The organism is Streptomyces thioluteus, from assembly GCF_039535865.1.
The window spans coordinates 1-16,880 of sequence record NZ_BAAAXZ010000109.1 but is presented as its reverse complement, the minus strand read 5'-3'; the positions used below and the strand labels follow the sequence as shown (position 1 = coordinate 16,880).

The 16,880-nt window shown below is 70.6% G+C and carries 19 protein-coding genes and 3 pseudogenes; 12 read left to right on the top strand and 10 right to left on the bottom strand.

Translation table 11 applies throughout. The features are described 5' to 3' along the window. Positions 1-1,290: pseudogene (locus ABD794_RS14245) on the top strand (FAD-dependent monooxygenase); the annotation flags it as partial. Here the strand turns inward: ABD794_RS14245 and ABD794_RS14240 are convergent. Beyond that, positions 1,287-1,517 (bottom strand): hypothetical protein, encoded by a 231-nt coding sequence (locus ABD794_RS14240; RefSeq protein ID WP_344963573.1) that lies wholly within the window; start codon positions 1,515-1,517, stop codon positions 1,287-1,289. The pseudogene ABD794_RS14245 and the gene ABD794_RS14240 overlap by 4 nt on opposite strands. 244 nt (positions 1,518-1,761) lie before the next feature. Here ABD794_RS14240 and ABD794_RS14235 point away from each other — a divergent pair, with 244 nt between their 5' ends. Further along, a complete protein-coding gene (locus ABD794_RS14235; protein WP_344963571.1) occupies positions 1,762-2,418 on the top strand; it encodes an SDR family NAD(P)-dependent oxidoreductase in 657 nt (218 codons plus the stop codon). Between the two features lie 361 nt (positions 2,419-2,779). Further along, positions 2,780-3,355, top strand: coding sequence for a thioesterase domain-containing protein (locus ABD794_RS14230; protein ID WP_344963569.1), 576 nt, complete (start codon positions 2,780-2,782; stop codon positions 3,353-3,355). A gap of 22 nt (positions 3,356-3,377) precedes the next feature. Here ABD794_RS14230 and ABD794_RS14225 read toward each other — a convergent pair whose 3' ends face one another. After that, on the bottom strand, positions 3,378-3,767 hold the full coding sequence (locus ABD794_RS14225) for a hypothetical protein (protein WP_344963567.1): 390 nt from the start codon (positions 3,765-3,767) through the stop codon (positions 3,378-3,380). 1,817 nt (positions 3,768-5,584) lie between these two features. On the opposite strand from ABD794_RS14225, the gene ABD794_RS14215 reads away from it, so the two are divergent. Then, positions 5,585-7,081: an amino acid permease gene (locus ABD794_RS14215; protein ID WP_344963577.1), complete on the top strand. Its 1,497-nt coding sequence runs from the start codon at positions 5,585-5,587 to the stop codon at positions 7,079-7,081. 110 nt (positions 7,082-7,191) lie between these two features. Beyond that, positions 7,192-7,621: pseudogene (locus ABD794_RS14210) on the top strand (GNAT family N-acetyltransferase); the annotation flags it as partial. A gap of 494 nt (positions 7,622-8,115) precedes the next feature. On the opposite strand, the gene ABD794_RS14205 reads toward ABD794_RS14210, so the two are convergent. Next, positions 8,116-8,265 carry a hypothetical protein gene (locus tag ABD794_RS14205; RefSeq protein ID WP_344963565.1) on the bottom strand — a complete coding sequence of 50 codons (150 nt, stop codon included), beginning with the start codon at positions 8,263-8,265 and terminating at the stop codon, positions 8,116-8,118. Positions 8,266-8,339: 74 nt separating this feature from the next. Next, entirely contained in the window at positions 8,340-8,618 is a 279-nt protein-coding gene (locus tag ABD794_RS14200) for a hypothetical protein (protein ID WP_344963575.1), read from the bottom strand. A gap of 278 nt (positions 8,619-8,896) precedes the next feature. On the opposite strand from ABD794_RS14200, the gene ABD794_RS14195 reads away from it, so the two are divergent. Continuing rightward, positions 8,897-10,741, top strand: coding sequence for an FUSC family protein (locus ABD794_RS14195; protein ID WP_344963564.1), 1,845 nt, complete (start codon positions 8,897-8,899; stop codon positions 10,739-10,741). Positions 10,742-10,777: 36 nt separating this feature from the next. Here the strand turns inward: ABD794_RS14195 and ABD794_RS14190 are convergent, their stop codons facing one another. The 5 genes from ABD794_RS14190 to ABD794_RS14165 form a co-directional block, all read right to left on the bottom strand. After that, positions 10,778-11,071 (bottom strand): helix-turn-helix domain-containing protein, encoded by a 294-nt coding sequence (locus ABD794_RS14190; protein WP_425586025.1) that lies wholly within the window; start codon positions 11,069-11,071, stop codon positions 10,778-10,780. Next, entirely contained in the window at positions 11,019-11,549 is a 531-nt protein-coding gene (locus ABD794_RS19005) for an NUDIX hydrolase (protein ID WP_425586024.1), read from the bottom strand. The genes ABD794_RS14190 and ABD794_RS19005 overlap by 53 nt, the downstream gene beginning before the upstream one ends. 25 nt (positions 11,550-11,574) lie before the next feature. Continuing rightward, positions 11,575-12,075 carry a nucleoside deaminase gene (locus ABD794_RS14175; protein WP_344963562.1) on the bottom strand — a complete coding sequence of 167 codons (501 nt, stop codon included), beginning with the start codon at positions 12,073-12,075 and terminating at the stop codon, positions 11,575-11,577. A gap of 57 nt (positions 12,076-12,132) precedes the next feature. Beyond that, entirely contained in the window at positions 12,133-12,603 is a 471-nt protein-coding gene (cynS, locus tag ABD794_RS14170) for a cyanase (protein ID WP_344963560.1), read from the bottom strand. A 123-nt stretch (positions 12,604-12,726) separates the two neighbouring features. Further along, positions 12,727-13,317 carry a carbonic anhydrase gene (locus ABD794_RS14165; RefSeq protein WP_344963558.1) on the bottom strand — a complete coding sequence of 197 codons (591 nt, stop codon included), beginning with the start codon at positions 13,315-13,317 and terminating at the stop codon, positions 12,727-12,729. 124 nt (positions 13,318-13,441) lie between these two features. Here ABD794_RS14165 and cynR point away from each other — a divergent pair, with 124 nt between their 5' ends. The 5 genes from cynR (at position 13,442) to ABD794_RS14140 (ending at position 16,013) form a co-directional block, all read left to right on the top strand. Then, a complete protein-coding gene (gene cynR, locus ABD794_RS14160) occupies positions 13,442-14,338 on the top strand; it encodes a transcriptional regulator CynR (RefSeq protein ID WP_344963556.1) in 897 nt (298 codons plus the stop codon). 19 nt (positions 14,339-14,357) lie between these two features. Beyond that, a complete protein-coding gene (locus tag ABD794_RS14155; RefSeq protein WP_344963555.1) occupies positions 14,358-14,798 on the top strand; it encodes a helix-turn-helix transcriptional regulator in 441 nt (146 codons plus the stop codon). Positions 14,799-14,808: 10 nt separating this feature from the next. Continuing rightward, positions 14,809-15,219: a VOC family protein gene (locus ABD794_RS14150; protein WP_344963554.1), complete on the top strand. Its 411-nt coding sequence runs from the start codon at positions 14,809-14,811 to the stop codon at positions 15,217-15,219. Between the two features lie 189 nt (positions 15,220-15,408). After that, positions 15,409-15,711, top strand: a complete 303-nt coding sequence (locus tag ABD794_RS14145) for a transposase (RefSeq protein WP_425586023.1) — start codon at positions 15,409-15,411, stop codon at positions 15,709-15,711. After that, the gene (locus ABD794_RS14140; RefSeq protein ID WP_344963552.1) at positions 15,708-16,013 is read left to right on the top strand and encodes an IS3 family transposase; all 306 of its coding nucleotides are present in this window, start codon (positions 15,708-15,710) and stop codon (positions 16,011-16,013) included. The genes ABD794_RS14145 and ABD794_RS14140 overlap by 4 nt, the downstream gene beginning before the upstream one ends. Here the strand turns inward: ABD794_RS14140 and ABD794_RS14135 are convergent. Continuing rightward, a pseudogene (locus tag ABD794_RS14135) lies at positions 15,985-16,248 on the bottom strand (transposase); the annotation flags it as partial. The gene ABD794_RS14140 and the pseudogene ABD794_RS14135 sit on opposite strands and share 29 nt — an antisense overlap. Here ABD794_RS14135 and ABD794_RS14130 point away from each other — a divergent pair. After that, on the top strand, positions 16,201-16,581 hold the full coding sequence (locus tag ABD794_RS14130) for a hypothetical protein (RefSeq protein ID WP_344963551.1): 381 nt from the start codon (positions 16,201-16,203) through the stop codon (positions 16,579-16,581). The pseudogene ABD794_RS14135 and the gene ABD794_RS14130 overlap by 48 nt on opposite strands. Positions 16,582-16,880 lie beyond the last annotated feature (299 nt).

The following is a 16,880-nucleotide window of genomic DNA, read 5'->3' as shown; positions in this document are numbered from 1 at the left end:
CAGCGTCGAGGTGATGACCAGCGCGGCCTGCTGGACCGGTTCCTCGCGGTCAGCGAGAAGTTCCAGGGTCGGCGGTCTCTTCGGCGGCATCATGAAGGCGTGGCCGGACAGCTTGGACACGGCCCACCCGTACGGTGTCGCCACCCCGCAGCCGCTCACCGAGCAACTGCTCGACGAGCGCGCCCTCGAACTCGGTACCGAGATCCGGCGCGGCTGCGAAGTGGTCGGGCTGAGCCAGGACGAGGACGGGGTGACCGTCGAGCTGGCGGACGGCACACACCTGCGCTCGCGCTTCCTCGTCGGGTGCGACGGCGGCCGCAGCGCCGTGCGCAAGCTGCTCGGCGTCGGTTTCCCCGGCGAGACCCGCCAAGGTCGAGACGCTGCTGGGTCAGATGGAGGTCACCGAGGATCCGGCGGCGGTCGCCGCCGTCGTCGCGGAGGTCAACAAGACCCAGCTGCGGTTCGGGGTCACCGCCCCCGACGAGGACGGGGGTGTGCCGCATCGTCGTGCCCGCCGACGGGGTGTCCGAGGGCCCCATCACCGAGCCGACCCTCGAGGAGTTCAAGCAGCGGCTGCGGGAGGTCGCGGGCACCGACTTCGGCGCGCACTCGCCGCGTTGGCTCTCCCGGTTCGGGGACGCGACCCGGCAGGCCGAGCGCTACCGGGTCGGCCGGGTGCTGCTGGCCGGCGACGCGGCGCACATCCACCCGCCGACCGGCGGTCAGGGCCTCAACCTCGGTGTCCAGGACGCGTTCAACCTCGGCTGGAAGCTGGCCGCCGAGGTCAACGGCTGGGCACCGGAAGGGCTGCTGGACAGCTACCACGCCGAACGGCACCCGGTGGGCGCCCGCGTACTGGAGAACACCCGCGCGCAGATCACGCTGATGGGGACCGATCCGGGCGCGACCGCACTGCGGGAGCTGTTCTCGACGCTGATGGACTTCGAGGAGGTGAACCGCTACGTGACCGGGATGATCACCGCGGTCGGGGTCCGCTACGACTTCGGCGAGGGCCACGAACTGCTGGGCCGGCGGCTGCGGGACGTGCCGCTGAAGGAGGGCCGCCTCTACGAGCTGATGCACGGCGGCCGGGGCCTGCTCCTCGACCGCACCGGCCGGCTCTCCGTCACCGGGTGGGCCGACCGGATCGACCACGTCGTCGACGCCGGCGAGGAACTGGACGTCCCCGCGGTCCTGCTGAGGCCGGACGGCCACGTGGCCTGGGCCGGCGAGGACCAGCAGGATCTGCTCGCCCACCTGCCGAAGTGGTTCGGCGTCGCCGCACACTAGCGCGCCCGTACGGGCGTCGCCCCCGCGGGAGTTGACCGCCGGCGGCCAGGTGGTCGAGCGCCTTGCGGGTGGTGGCGCTGACGCGCCGGCCGTCGGCGTGGGCGGCGGGCGATCTCGTCCATCTCCGAGGACGGGTCGGACGGCCGGTGCGCTCGGCGGTGCAGCACACGGTGCGTACGACGGTCCCGGCCGGTCGGCCGTCGGCCGGGGCCTCCATCGGCCAGCACAGCGGTGACGGTGGAGGCGTCCCCGGTGACGCCGAGCTCCTCGTGGATCTCACGGGCCCAGGGCCTGCGCGAAGGACTCGCCGGGCTCCGGTGTGCCGCCAGGGAAGCAGGGGCACGGACGACGAGAAGCCGCCCACGCGGCGTTCGCCGACGTCGCGTTCCTGCCGGAGCACGTGGACGGCGACGGCCCCCACCTCTCCGGGCACACAGCGCCGCACAGCACGCTGCGGTATCAACCACCCTGGTGGTCGGCGGTGCCTCCGGCATCGGCGCGGCCTGCGCACAGCGGCTCGCCAAGGAAGGCACCACCACGGTGGTCGCGGACCTTGACGAGGACGGGACGGTCCGCGTGGCAAGCCGGATCACGGTCGCGGGCGGCGCCGCTCCGCCCCGCCGACTCGACGTCACCGCCCCGGACGCCGTCACGCGCGTCGTGGAGGAGGCCGCCACCATGAGAGGCGGCCTGCGGATCGTCGTCAACCGCACCGGGGGCATGGGCGCCCTCCGCCCGCTCGCCGAACTTCCTTCCGCGGACTTCGACGCCGTCATGCGGGTGAACCTGTACGGCGTCTTCCACTCGATGCGATGCCAGCCGGCCGCGATGGCCGACAGGGGCGGTGTCATCGCCAACCTCAGCTCAATCGCGGCCCGTTCGGGTTTCCGTGGCCACGCCGCCTACGCCGCCGCCAAACAGGGCGTCCCTCGCGCTGCCCCGTACTGCCACTCGCGAATACGCCGACCGCGGCATCCGGGTCCTGCCGGTGTCACCCGGCATCGTGGAGACGCCGATGACCACCGTCCTGCCGCCCTGGGCCAAGCGGGCCGCGGCGGAGCGGTCGGCCCGCGGCGCACCCCAGCCCCCGCCGGTTCCACGAACGGCCCGGCGGGCACTCGCTCATGACGGAGGGGTGGGGACGAGGAGGCCGCCGCCACCGGGCCCGCCTCCCCACCGGGAACGGCACGGCCGGCGCAGCGCCTCGCCTCCCTCTACCGGCGCGTGTGCGAGACGGGCGACGTCGTGTCGGCCATGCGCTTGCCGGTCACCGCCTCGCTCGCCGTGCCTGTCTTCGAACACGCCGACAGCGCCCCGCACGAGCTCGCGCCCCTGGAGCTCGCAGAAGGCGCCATCGGCCCCGCTCCGGTGTGTCTGCCCGGCTTCTCCCCCGCTCCCGGCAGACCCTGGCATGCCACGCTGACCGCTGCCTTCGGCGGCGAGCGGGACGTCCGAGCTCCAGCACCCCGGCATCGTCCACGGCGACGCCGTGCCACGCGACTGGGAGACCCTCGTGGACCTGCACGCCGGCACCGTGCGCAAGCGCCTCGGCGACCGCCCGTACGCCGTCCTCGGCTCCTCGATGGGCGGCTGCCCGGCGCACTCGGTGGCCGCGCGCCTCGCGGCGACCGGCACACCACCGATCGGCCTCGTCCTCATCGCCACCTGCCACGTCACCCCCGACCTCGAACACGAGCCGTGGCTGCTCTCCCTGCCCGCTCGTCTCCCCCTTCAGATGGGCGAGGGATTCGACACCGCCGTGGACGACATGGCCATGGCCGCCCTCGGCGCCTACACCCGCATCGCCCGCGGCTGGCAGCCGGAACCGGCCGACGTCCCCACCCTCCTGCTCCGCGCCACCGACGCGCTGCCACGACCACTCGCCCACGCCGGACTCGGAACGGGGATCGGAGAGCCGCGAACCTCCTGGCCGGTGCCGCACACCGCTGTGGACGCCCTCGGCGACCACTGGAGCATGACCGAGGAGCACGCCCACACGACGGCGCAGGCGATCAAGGTACGGCTCGACGCACGCCTCGCGGCCACCCGGGACACCCAGGCCTGACAGGGCCATGGGTTTGCCAAGACTACTTGGCGCGCGCCTTTCGGCCCTTTGGCGGATCGCATTCCTTCGCGGCCGCAATGAAGGGCTTGAGCGCGTCATGAAGCCTATTCAACGAGTCGGGCCCGAGCTCGATCTGGTAATACTGGACAGACGGGACCAACCTGGTTTCGAACTCGCCGCTTCCGTCCTCATCATTCTTCGCGGCCCCAACCCGCACTTCCATACCCGGGACTGCGAACGTGTGCAGATGGACGTCCCCGGTCACGGCCGGATCGAGGTCGTCGTAAGCTTCAACCTTCACCCACGTCTCCTGGGTGATGGACTGGTCTCCCACCGTCAACGTCCTGCCTCCCCTCTGCACACCCGGCTCGCCTTGCCGCGATTCGTCTACTTCGATAAACCTGGTACCCATCAGCGCCCCTTCGAAAGAACGAGCAAATCCTAGCCGGTGTTGGGGAGTTGCACTCAATCGGGAAGACGGCAGGTGGCCGCTGCTGTTTCCGGACACCCTTTGCTTCCGCTTCAACGGGTGAGTCGGCGGTGGCAGATGAGGGCGCGTGCGATGCCGGTAAAGGCCAGGAAGTGGCCGGCCCTGCGTTCGTGGCAACCGTAGGGGCGTCGGCATCCGGCGAACCGGGCCCCGGTGCGTTCAACGGCCCGGCGACGCACAGTCGGCTCGCCGGCCGGAGTCCACTCCGGGGAGGGCCCACAGCCACCGCAGCCGAGGCCCCCGGCCACCCGAAGGCCCACCCACACACAACCGACCGTGCCGCAGTCCCGGGAGGAGCCCGAGCCGGCATCGTCCCGGGACTGGACCCCACCGGCCACTCCGTCATGCTCCCGCGTCAATCCGATCCGGCGGCGCACAGGCGGGTCAGGACGCGGTCGTGGCGGGCGGCGGTGATGTCGTGTGTGCAACTGGGCTGGGCGGCGGGTATCCAGATCAGGCGGCCTCTCTTGTCGGCCAGAGCAAGGAAGCGCAGTCCGTGGCGGCGGTGTTTGCCGGGGGGGAGTTCCGTCGGTTGGCTTTTCCAGTGCGGCGTTGGGTGGGGATGAGGGTGCCGTCGATCAGCACCATCTCCCCCGCCCCGCTTGGCGACGTTCGTCTGGACCGCGCCGTGCGACAGCACAGCCCGGCGCGGCAACCGAACAGCGGGCACGGCAGGACGGCAGCTCCCAACTACGTTGAATATCAAGGCGCTTCGCTTCGTCGTACACATGCCGCACTGCTACGGTGCCCCACATCGTCAGCGGCTGTCAGGCATCAGCCGTGTCACGGCACCCGTGTGCCTGTTCTCCCTCCTCCTAATGCCCTTCCCTTGGCTCGAATTGGAGCGTTGACGCCCTTCTCCGGCGGTCTGTCGCAGTTCCAGAGCGCCGTGGCGTTGTTCTTGTCCGCTCCGTCCGCTACGGGCCTTCGCCGGCCGCGGGCACCCGGAGCTTGCGACAGGCCGGTGTGGCGCTGTCCCGCAAACGGCTACGAAGCCCGCGTCGGCGACCGGTTCGTTCCCTCTCCCACCACGCTCCGGCGGCGGGCTGATCGTGCCACGTCGCGCCGGTGTCTGCCGTCCAACCGGCTCTGCTGCCGACGGGGGGTGTCCGCTGATGGTGAGCTACCACCCGGCCGGCCATGACACCGCTCTCTACGCGGCGGTGCAGTACGTGAAGGCCGGGCACTGGATGCAGATGCGGCAGCTGCTGGACCAGATGGGGACCTGGCGGGAGTGGACCGCTCGCACGCAGGTGCTGGGCGTAGTGGCTGCCCGGTGCAACGTGGTCGAGTTGTGGGTGCAGGAAGAGCCGCAGAGTGTCGCTGCTCGGGTGATGTACGCCAGGGTGACCACTGAGCGGGCGCTGGACGCCCATCGCAGCAGAGCTTCGGCGGAAGTACCCGCGGCGGGCCGCGAGGCATGGCACCGCATACTCCGGGTGCTCCAGGTCGGCCCGGGATCGGCGTATCTCAGCCGACGGGCGGTCTCAATGAACTTCGCCCGCTGGTCGGTCTCCAAGGCGCCGCTCGGCTCGCCGCTGCTTCTCCTGGAGGAGTTCGAGGCGACCCGCAGCGCCTGCCTGCGGCGGCTCAAGCCGCCACCCCACGCGGGAAGACGCCCGCGAGTACCTGTTGGCTCCGCGGGCGGGCGCCGCCGCCATATCTCGCTGACGTCCCAGCAGCCACCCTGCCCCCTTTCCCTTTCTGCTCTTCCCTTCTTCCCCGTGCGGAGATTGTCGATGCGTACATCAGACGACGACGAGCGCATACTCAAGGAGCTCGGCTACACCCAGCAACTCCACCGGCGCATGGGCGCCTTCGGTAACTTCTCCGCTTCCCTGTCGGTCATCTCCATCATGTCCGGGACGCTGCTGCTCTTCGGCTACGGCCTGAACAGCGGCGGGCCGGCAGTGGTGGTGTGGGGGTGGCTCGCCGTGGGGCCGCCGGTGCTGTGCCTGGCCGCGGCGCTGGCCGAGATCACCTCCCGCTACCCCACCAGCGGCGGCCTGTACTACATGGCCCGCCGGCTCGGCGGTGAGCGGTGGAGCTGGTACACCGGCTGGCTCAACCTCCTGGGGCTGCTCGGCGGGATCGCGGCCCAGGACTACGGCATCGCGACCTTCACCGCCGCCTGGGCGAACCTCCAGTTCGGCTTCGAGCCGACACCACGGTCCCTGCTGGTCATGTACGCGGTCATCCTCGCGCTGCACGCGCTCCTGAATCTTCTCGGCACCCGGCTGATGAACGTCCTGACCTCCCTGAGCGCGTGGTGGCACCTGACCGGGGCCGTCGTCATCATCGGCGCCCTGACGCTCGTCCCCTCCCACCACCAGCCGACCGGCTTCGTGTTCTCCGAGTTCACCAACAACACCGGCTGGACGAGCCCCATATACGTGATCCTGCTGGGCATGCTGCTGCCGTGCTTCGCCTTGGCCGGCTACGACACCTCGGCCCACCTCAGCGAGGAGACCAGCGGCGCTTCCGTGGCCGCGGCGCGCGGGATCATCCGCTCGGTGGCGGTGTCCTGGATCGCCGGCGGCATCCTGCTGGCCGCCCTGCTGTTCGCCGTCCAGGACTACGCCGCGACGCTGGGCAGCGAGACCGGGGTGCCGGTGGCGCAGATCTTCCTGGACGCTCTGGGTGTGGCGACGGCGAAGGCGCTGCTGCTGGTGATCATCGTCGCGCAGTTCCTGTGCGGCTACACCGTCACCGCCTCCGCCAGCCGCATGATCTACGCCTTCGCCCGGGACGGCGCCCTGCCCGGCTCGGCGCGCTGGCAGAAGGTCACCCGCCGTACGGCCATCCCGGCCAACGCCGTCTGGCTCGCCGTCGGTGTCGCCTTCGTGCTTGCCCTGCCGTCCCTGTATTCCGCCACGGCGTTCTCGGCGGTGACCGCGATTTCCGTCGCGGGTTTCACCCCGGCCTACGCCATCCCGGTGCTGCTGCGCCTGCGCCACCCAGGCCGGTTCACCCCCGGGCCCTGGCACCTGGGCCGCTGGAGCCGGCCGATCGGCTGGGTGGCAGTGCTCTGGGCAGCCGGGGTATCGGTGCTGTTCCTGCTGCCGCAGTCCAGCCCGGTCACCGCCACGAGCTTCAACTACACGCCCGGCGCCCTGCTGGTGGGCCTCGCCATGGCCGCCCTGTGGTGGCGCGTCGGACGCCGCTCCTACGGAGTGCCCCGCTCCGGCACAACGAACGCCCACGACCAGACCGAAGAGGCCGAGAACATCATCTGACGGCACCAGAACCTCATGCCGCACACAAAGTCCCCCTGCCGCAGAGGCCCTCAAAGGCATCCACCACCCGCTCAGGAGCCTGGCCCAGCACACCACGTCATGGAGGCACCGTGACCGTTTCCGCGGAGTCCATCGAATCGGTACAGCAACTCACCACGGTCTGGCGGACCCTGATGCTCGACCGCGACGCGGACGCGGACGTGCGCGACCTTCCGGGCATCGCCGTTCGCTGGGCCGACAGCCGGTTCGGGTTCTTCAACTGCATCACCCTGACCGAGGCGGAAGCGGGAGCGGAGCTCCTCAGGCACCGTCTGGGCCAGGCCGCGGACATCATGCGGACAAAGAAGCACCCGGGCTTCCTGTGGCTCTTCGAAGACCTTCTCGACGACGAGGCCCGCTCCGCGCTGGAGACGACGGCCGAGCAGGCCGGCTCCAGTACACCTTCCCCGGTACAGGCATGGCCGGCGACCTGCTCCCATCCCCGAACCGGCCCACCCCGACCTGACGTTCACCCGCGTACGCACCGACGAGCAGGGCCGCCGCCGGCCGCACCACCGAAGCCCACACACTGCGCACCTGGGCCAACACCCCCGGCGCTGTCCTCGCCGTCCCCTGGATCAACGCCACCGCACAACGCATCTGCCCCCCCGGGCGCGCCATTCGCCGACCGGACCCCTCCGACAACACGGCCGGGGCCTTCCGAACCGCGCCTGTCAGAGACGCAAGCCAAAAGGGCCCGGGACCGCCAACGCTGCCGGTTCGCACCCGCGTCCTCGCCTCGGGCACTCCCACCGTTCCGGCACCCCGATGTCACCCGAAAGGCCGGCTCCCGTCTGCATTGCCCGAGTGGCCCCCATTCACCCTGCCGAAGACACACTGCGGGTACGGGGCCTTACTCGCCTATCAGCAGGCACGACTCGATGAACTTCCCCTGTCCGTATGCAAGTTGGCTGCACGTCACGCCCAGCGCCCTGCCGGGTTCCGCCCCCGCACGGGCACGGAACCCCTAGGACGATCACAACCTCACACAGTCCCTAGTGGAGCGGGAGTTGGCCGATGGTGGCGCTGGCTCGGTGGTGGTCGCCGTGGATGAGGTAGGCGATCTCGGCGCACGGTGCCGGTGTGAGGCCGCGGTGAAGCAGCGGGGTGCGCACGAGCATGCCCGCCGGTTTGCCGTCGGCCACGGCCTCGACGACGATATCGCCGTCCTCAGGAACGTTCCGGTCGGACGCGGTTGGGAGGCTCACCCCAGGGGGCATCAGCCCCGCGCCCTGCCGAACAGTGTCAGTACCACCGCGGTGACACCGGCGAGAACAGTGACCGTGGGCAAGGGCCAACGCCCCTTCTCCAGGGCTGCGACCCGGCGGTCCAAGTCCTCGACGGCCTTGTCGGTCTGATCATTGCGCTGGACCAGGAGCGCCAACTGGCCGTCGATCCGGGCAAGGCCAGCCTCCAGGGCATTGCGCAGTTCGGCGAGGGCAAGAGGCAAGAGCGGCTTCGCCCTCCGGCACGCCCCCTCCCCGGCTCTGAGCTGCATCACGGTGTGGATTGCGCAAGGGCGCCGTTCGGGTGCCCGTGACACCGCGCTCGTCATGGCTGCCGTGAGGCTCGATGTCGCGCTGTCAGGATGGCCGGGCCGCCGTACGGGGGTGCGCTCCGGTCGTTGTGCTGGTGGAGGGTGTGTTGGGCTCACGTCGTCGGCTGCCGCGTCTGCTCGGGGGTGCGGCCGGTGTGGGGGCGTGGATGCCGGAGTGGCTGGTGCGGGTGGTGTGGCCGCGGTCGGCACCGGTCCGTTGGACGGAAGCGGTACACGTCGTGGCGGCCTTGGTCTTCCCGCTCGCGGCGGGGATGTTCGCGGGCAGTGTGGCCGAGGGCTCGGTGGCGTTTTTGGGCTCCCTGGCCGGGTACATCGCCGACCGGAAGGGGCCGCTGCGCAAGCGGGTGACGTACAACGTCCTGGGCTGCTGTTTCGGGCTGGCCGGATGGGTCGTGGGGCTGCGCGTCTCGGCTACCGCTGGATGGCTCCCCGTTGTCGTCTTCGCGGCGGTCGGCGGAGCGGCTGCGTTGATCAGCGTGGTCAACGGGCTGCTGTCGGCCAGCGGCTTCCTGCTGTTGGTCTTCGCCTGCATCGGTATGGGGACGAGCAGCCTGACGCTCGTGCAGGTCCCTGCATCGTTGCTCTTTGTGGGCGGCGGTGTCTGGGCCACCGCCGTGTCGGTGCTGGTGTGCCTGGCCGGTGGCCGGCGCGTGCCGGAACGGCAGGGAGTGGCCGAGGTGTACCGGGCCGTCGGCCGCCTGCTCGGCGCCACCGGCACCGACCGGGTGCCGGTGGCCAGGTCCGAGCTGGTCGACGCGGGCCGCGCGGCGTGGGACACCCTGACGGGAGCGCGCGCCCGCAGCGGCGGCCACAACGCCGAGTTCCGCCGCCTGGCCGCCCTGCTCAACGCCGCCGTTGTGCTGACCGACGCGGCCGTGCGCGTAGCCCGCACACGCCGCTCGGCACCACCCGGCTACCAGGCGTGGGCCGACGGCGCGGCCGACGCCATCCAGCGCGGGCTGACACCCGCAGCTCCACCCGCGCCACCACCCGAAGCGGCCCAGGACACCGCCGTACAACAGCTGCAGTACGCCTGCACCGCCGTCGCGGACCGGCCGGGCCGGCCGGCGGAGGCGCCCGGCTCCGCAGACTTCCTCCCCACAGCGCCGCCCCCGCTGGGGCAACGGCTCACCGCCCTCGCCGATCGGGTGCTGGGCGGACGCCAGACATGGGAACACGTGGCCCGGATGGCCCTGTGCATGGCCGCCGCCCAAATGGTGGGCTCCGCCACACACCTGTACCGCTCCTACTGGGTCCTGCTGACCACCGCGATCGTACTCAAGCCCGACACCGGCTCGGTCTTCGCCCGCAGCGTGCAACGCTGTCTCGGCACCCTCGTGGGCACCGGCATCGGCGCCATGGTCCTGGACCTGGTCCCCACCGGCCCACTGCTGCTGCCCTTCATCACGCTCTACGCAGCCATGCTGCCCATCGCCATGGCCCGCAACTTCGGCATGTTCGCCACCTTCCTCACCCCCCTCGTCGTCACCATCATCGACATCGGCACCAGAACCGGGGAGAGCCTCTTCGCCGCCCGCATCCTCGACACCGCGGCCGGATGCGCGATCGCCCTCGTCCCCGGCTACCTCCTGTGGCCCACCACCTGGCACCCCCACCTCAGCACCCACACCGGCAAAGCCGCCCGAGCCCTGCACCGCTACCTCAACGACGCACTCGGAACCAACCCCGCACGCGGCCCCGCCGCCCGCCGCCACGCCTACAACACCCTCGCCGACCTACGCATCGCCCTCCAGCGCACCTTCTCCGAACCACCCCCCATGTCCACCAGAGCCGCCACCTGGTGGCCCGTCGTCGTACAACTGGAACGCACCGCCGACGCCATCACCATCGCCACCGCACACTGCGCCGGAGGCTGCGCAGCCGACCGCCACGCCCTCCACCAGCTCTCCCGGGCGCTGGGCGAACTGGCAACCGCCCTCGAACGCCACCACACCCCCACCCCGCCCAACCTCCCGCGCGACGGACTACTCCATGCCATCGCCCAGGAAACCGAGACCACCTACCGGATCATCGCCGCCCTCAACCCCGACAGCGATGGCTGAGGGGCGTGTCAGTGACTCCGTAAACCCTTTCCAATCTCATGTTGTGGTGGCGTGGTGGAGGGGGAGGACGGCTTTGACCGTGTCGGTGATGCGGGTGGTGCTGTAGTTCATCCGCAGAGAGGTGCCGTCCAGGGTCACGAAGGCCTTCCGGGCGGCGATCCGCACGGCGTCCTCGAGCGCGGGTATGAGGGCGGCCAGGACCTCGACGGCCTCGTACACGTAGCGGCAGACCGTGGCGACACCAATCGCGAACCCGATGGCGAGCCGAGCGCAGGTGTCACTGCACCGAAAATGGGCGAGCACCAGCAGAGCCTGTCGGCTGGCCGTCAGCCGCCGCCAGCGGGTACAGCGAATCCGCTGAGCTACGTTGCGGGTGCGAGCATCGTTGACAACAAACCGTCGCTCTTTTCCTAACTACCTTGAGTTGGGCAGGAGTTGGCCGGTGGCGGCGAGGTGGTCGAGGACTTCGCCGGCGGTGGCGCTGGCCCGGTGGTGGTCGCCGTGGGTGAGGTGGGCGATCTCGGCGATTTCGGCGCGCGGTGCCGGCGTGCCGGTGTGGGCCGCGGTGAAGCAGCGGGTGCGCACGAGCGTGCCCGCCGGTTTGCCGTCGGCCACGGCCTCGACGACCAGCAGCGGGGGTGACGGTGGCCGCGTCCAGGGCGACCCCGAGTTCCTCACGGATCTCGCGGACGAGTGCCTGCCCGGCGGTTTCACCGGGTTCCGGCTTGCCGCCGGGCAGATAGAACCGGGAGCGGCCGTGGCTGCGGGTGGCGAGGAGCCGACCGTGTTCGATCCGGATCCACGCCACCTTCTCGATGACCTCGGGCACAGCGTCAGGAGGCCGTGGGGGCGCCGGCCACGCGGCGCTCGCCGCCGTTGCGTTCCTGCCAGAACCGGTACACCTCGACGGCCTCCTCGCGCGGCTCGTGGCGCATCGGCAGGCGCCGCTCGTTCCACGGCTTGGCGAACTCCTCGTAGAAGGTGTTCAGTTCGAAGTACGTGCGGTCGTCGACGTAGTGGGGCTCGTACGCGTCGCGGGTGGTGAGGAAGACGACCTCGTCCGGCGAGCAGTAGTAGAGCGAGCCCAGGCACATCGGGCAGGGGTGGGCGAGGACGTAGATCGTGGTGCCGGTCAGGTGCTCGGTGCCCAGCTTCGTGCAGGCCTCGCGGATGGCGAGGATCTCGGCGTGGGCGGTGGGGTCGTTGGTCTGGGCGACCCGGTTCGGGCTCTCGGCGAGGATCTCGCCGTCCTTGACGATGACGGTCGCGAACGGGCGGCCGCCCTCGGCGACGTTCTGCCGGGCGATGTCGATGGTGCGCTGGACGAAGTCCATGGAAACCTCCTTGGGGAACGGGCGGGGCGGGCCGGTGCGGCCCGCCCCGGTGTCATGTCAGAAGGGCTTGGTCGGCAGGTACTTGCCGTCCAGGGTGATCACGGCGCGCTCGCCGCCGTCGGGGTCGGCGACCTTCTTCACGTCCAGCTTGAAGTTGATCGCGGAGATGATGCCGTCGCCGAACTGCTCGTGGACGAGGGCCTTGAGGGTGGTGCCGTAGACCTGGAGCATCTCGTAGAAGCGGTAGATCGTCGGGTCGGTGGGGATGCCGCCGGGGATCGAACCGCGGGTGGGGATGGTCTGCAGCGTCATCGCGTCGTCGGCGTCCAGACCGAGGAGTCCGGCGACGGCCTCGGCCGCGGCCTTCGGCAGCGGGTGCTGGCCGAGCACGGCGGCGGTGACGAAGGCGACCGAGAGGCCCGTGGTGTCGGCGATCTGCTGCCAGGAGAGGTCCTTGCGGACCTTCGCCTCGACGGCCTTGGCGGCCAGGGCCTCACGAGCGGTGTTGTCGAACTGTGCGTGCACCATGGGAAGGGTTTCCTTTCGGGTGTGCCGCTCCACGGAAACGGAAAGGGAGGAGGAGCGGCGGGGTTCCGGGGGGTGGTCCCGAGCACGGAGGTGCCGCGGGGACCGGGTTCGAGGGGGCCGCGGTCAGGCGGCGAGGGCGGTCGGCCGGCCGGTGAGGTCGAGTTCCTCGACGGCGCCGCTGCCGATGTCGTAGGACCAGCCGTGCAGCGTGACCGTGCCCTGCTCCAGGGCGCGGGCCACCGAGGGGTGGGTGACCAGGTTCGCCAGCTGGGCGCGGACGTTGCTCCGTACGAGAGCGTCCACTCCGGGGGCGAGGGTGCGGGCCCGTGCGGCGTCCGCGTGACGCAGCCAGTCGGCGGTCGTCGGCATGGCGCCCAGGTCGTGGCCTTCGGCCAGGGCGGTCATCGCGCCGCAGGCGGAGTGCCCGCAGACGACGATGTTGCTGACGCCGAGAGCGGCGACCGCGTATTCGATGCTGGCCGCGACGCCGTCCGTGCGGGGTGCGTAGGCGGGCACGAGGTTGCCGGCCGTGCGGATGACGAACAGCTCGCCGGGCTCACACCCGGTGATCAGCTCCGGGACGACGCGGGCGTCCGAGCAGCCGATGAACAGCGTGTGCGGTGCGTGGTGGGTGGCCAGGTGGGCGAACAGGTCCTCCTTGGCCGGGAAGACGTCCCGCTGGAATCGGGCGACACCTTCGGCGAGGTCGGTCATGGGTCACTCCCTTCGGTGGTTGCCGTCCGTAGGGGCCGGCGAGATCCACCATGCATGACCTCCCTCTATAGAGTCCAAGACTTGGTATCCATGATTGCTATTGGTGCGATCTATAGTTGCTCCCATGGCTCTGGAACTGCGTCATCTGCGCTATCTGCTCGCCGTGGCCGAGCACGGCAACTTCACCCGCGCCGCCGAGGACCTGCACATCTCCCAGCCCACGCTCTCCCAGCAGGTCAGACAGCTGGAGCGGACCCTTGGGGTCCAGCTGCTGGACCGCACCGGCCGCACCGTACGGCTCACCGACGCCGGCGAGGCGTACCTGCACCACGCCCGCCGCGCCCTGCGGGACCTGGCGGCCGGCGAACGCGCCGTGCACGACGTGCAGGACCTCTCCCGCGGCCATCTGCGGCTGGCCGTCACCCCGACGTTCACCGCCTACCTCGTCGGGCCGCTCACGGCCGAGCTCCACTCCCGGCATCCCGGAATCACCCTGACCGTCGAGGAGTTGACCCAGGACCGCATCGAGGCCGGCCTGCTCGCCGACGAACTCGACCTGGGCATCGCCTTCACCGGCCCCCACCTGCCCGGCGTCGCCGCCACCGCCCTGTTCACCGAGACCCTCAGCCTGGTCACCGGCGCCGACCGGGCCGGCCCGGACCAGGACCGGCCGCTGCCCGTACGCGAACTTGCGGACCGGCAACTCGCCCTGCTCACCGCCGACTTCGCGACACGCGCCCACATCGACGGCTACTTCGGGGAGCACGGCGTCAGGCCCCGCATCGCCGTGGAGGCCAACTCCGTCCAGGCCCTCACGGAGATCGTCCGGCGCACTCCGCTCGCCACAGTGCTGCCCGACGCCATCGCCCGCGCCCACCCGGGCCTCGCCCCCGTCCCCCTCTCCCCCGCCCTCCCCACCCGTACCGTCACCCTCCTCGGCCGCACGGATGCCTACCGGAGCGCCGCGGCGCGCGCCTTCGCCCGCCTCGCCCGGGAGTACGGGGGCGAGCAGCCGGGGTAGGGCCCTATACCCTTCCCCCATGACCCCGCAGCACCTCGCCGACCTCGCTCACCTGCGGCGGGCTCGGGACCTGATCGACCGGGAGTACGCGCGTCCGCTCGACGTCCCGGCGATGGCCCGCCACGCGCTCATGTCGCCGGCGCACTTCTCCCGGCGGTTCCGGGCCGCCTACGGCGAGACGCCGTACGGCTACCTCATGACCCGCCGGATCGAGCGGGCCATGGCACTGCTCCGGGCGGGGGCGAGCGTGACGGACGCGTGCATGGCGGTCGGCTGTACCTCGCTCGGCTCGTTCAGCTCGCGGTTCTCCGAGCTCGTGGGCGAGTCGCCGAGTGCATACCGTGCCCGGGAGCACCCCGCCGTCGCGGCGATGCCCGCCTGTGTGGCGAAGGTGCGCACCCGTCCGGCCAGGGACGCATCGAGCAGGATTCGAGAAGCGGGGCGCGGGGCCGCCGCCTAGCGTGGGCCGCATGACCATCGCACTTCAGTACTGCCACATCACCGTCAACGACGTGGACGAGGCGCTCGCCTTCTACCGCGACGCCCTCGGGCTCGACGTACGCAACGACGTCTCCTCGGGCGAATTCCGCTGGGTCACCCTCGGCAGCCCGACCCAGCCGGGCCTCGACATCGTGCTCTCCGAGCCGCACGCCGGGCGGTCCCGGGCCGACGGCGACGCTCTTCAGGAGCTGCTCGTCAAGGGCGTCCTGCCGATGACCGTCTTCCGCACCGACGATCTCGACGCGACCTTCGAGAAGGTGCGGGCGTCCGGCGCCGAGGTGCTGCAGGAGCCCGTCGACCAGCCCTGGGGCCCGCGCGACTGCGCGTTCCGCGATCCCTCGGGGAACATGGTGCGGATCTCGCAGGAGCCGAAGAGCTGAAGGCCCGGCCCGACGGCCCGGTCTCAGCTTGTTCCTCGTCGCCGGGCCCGGCCATGCGGTCACTCCTTGGAGTGATCGCAGTGCATGGGGGCGGCCTTCCTCGTGATCCTGAACTCTGCGACGAGTGGGCTTGATTCGGTTTGACGGACATCCGAGATCAGGGGCCTCGGCCCCGGAAGGATGTCCACCATGGAGAGCATGGCCAAGAAGAAGCCGCGCCCTCGCCGTTCGTTCACGCCGGAGTTCAAGGCCGAGATCGTCGAGCTGTGCCGCCGCGGTGACCGCTCGGTCGGTCGGATCGCCAAGGACTTCGACCTGGCAGAGACTGCGGTGCGTCTGTGGGTGGCCGAGACCGACGCGGGCGAGCGGGAGGGCCTGACGAGCAGCGAACGGGCTGAACTGGCCGCGCTGCGGCGGGAGAACCGCCGCCTGCGGGAGGACGTGGAGATCCTCAAGCGGGCCACGGCCTTCTTCGCGACGGAGACCCGGTGAACATCCACCCGTTCATCGAGGCGGAGAAGCAGAGCGGCCACAACGTCAAACGGGCAGGTGAACTGCTGAAGGTCTCCCGTGCCGCCTTCTACGTCCACCGCACCGGCGCCCCGGGCCCGCGTACGGTGAGGGACGCGGAGCCGACCGAGAAGATTGCCGGGGTTCACCGGGACTCGCGCGGGACCTATGGAGCCCCGCCCGTCCATGCCGTCCTGCGGCGCGAGGACGTGCGATGCGGACGCCGCCGCGTCGCCCGGCTGATAAGAGACCATCTCATTTGGAGAATCTGCGGTAGCGGATGAGGGTGCAGGCGATGCTGGTGAAGGCCAAGAAGTGGGCGGCTTTGCGCTCGTAGCGATGATGGAGACGGCGGCAGCCGGCGAGCCAGGACATCGTGCGTTCGATGGTCCAGTGGTGCCGGCCCAGCCGCTGTGCGGTCTCGATGCCCTTGCGGGCAATGCGGTGGGTGATGCCGCGTCCACGTAACCATTGCCGCAGGCCGATCTCGTCGAGAACCAGGCGATGGAGCTTCGCCGGCCCGACACCTCCGCCTCACGCGTCCACTGGGCCTCCACCGCGAACATGACCCGCGCGCCTCACCACACCGAGTCCCACCTGGCGCGACACCCTGAAGCTGGCCGCATGAACGTCACCGAACTCCTCGCCGTCCTCCAGGCCCAGCACGACGAGGCCACTGCCCGGGCCGGTGAACTACACGGCCAGATCGAGCACTTGTACCGCCGCCCTGGCCGGGACCGAGGCCCGACTCGCGGACCTGGACACCGCCCGGAAGGTCACTCGGAGGCCGCACCCGGCAGGAAACCGAACCCGACCCGCCCGAAACCAGCACCGCCTACCAGGCCATCGTGAACGCCTTCAACCAGCACCCCGGCCAGGCATTCCGAGCCGTGAGCTGCACGAACTCCTCGGCATGCCCACCCACGAGGCGTCCGTCAACAATCACCCCGCAGCCGCCTCGGACCGCCTCACCCGCCAAGGCTTCCTCACCCAACCCGAACGAGGCCGCTACCAGAACGGACTTAACGTCACTTAGTACTCCAGCAGGATTTTGGGTGTCCTGACCTGCGGATTTGGCTGGGCGGCTGGAGTGTAGCGGGCTGCGGTGCGGTCAGGGGCGGTCTCGGGAGGACCGTCCCTCCATCGTGTGG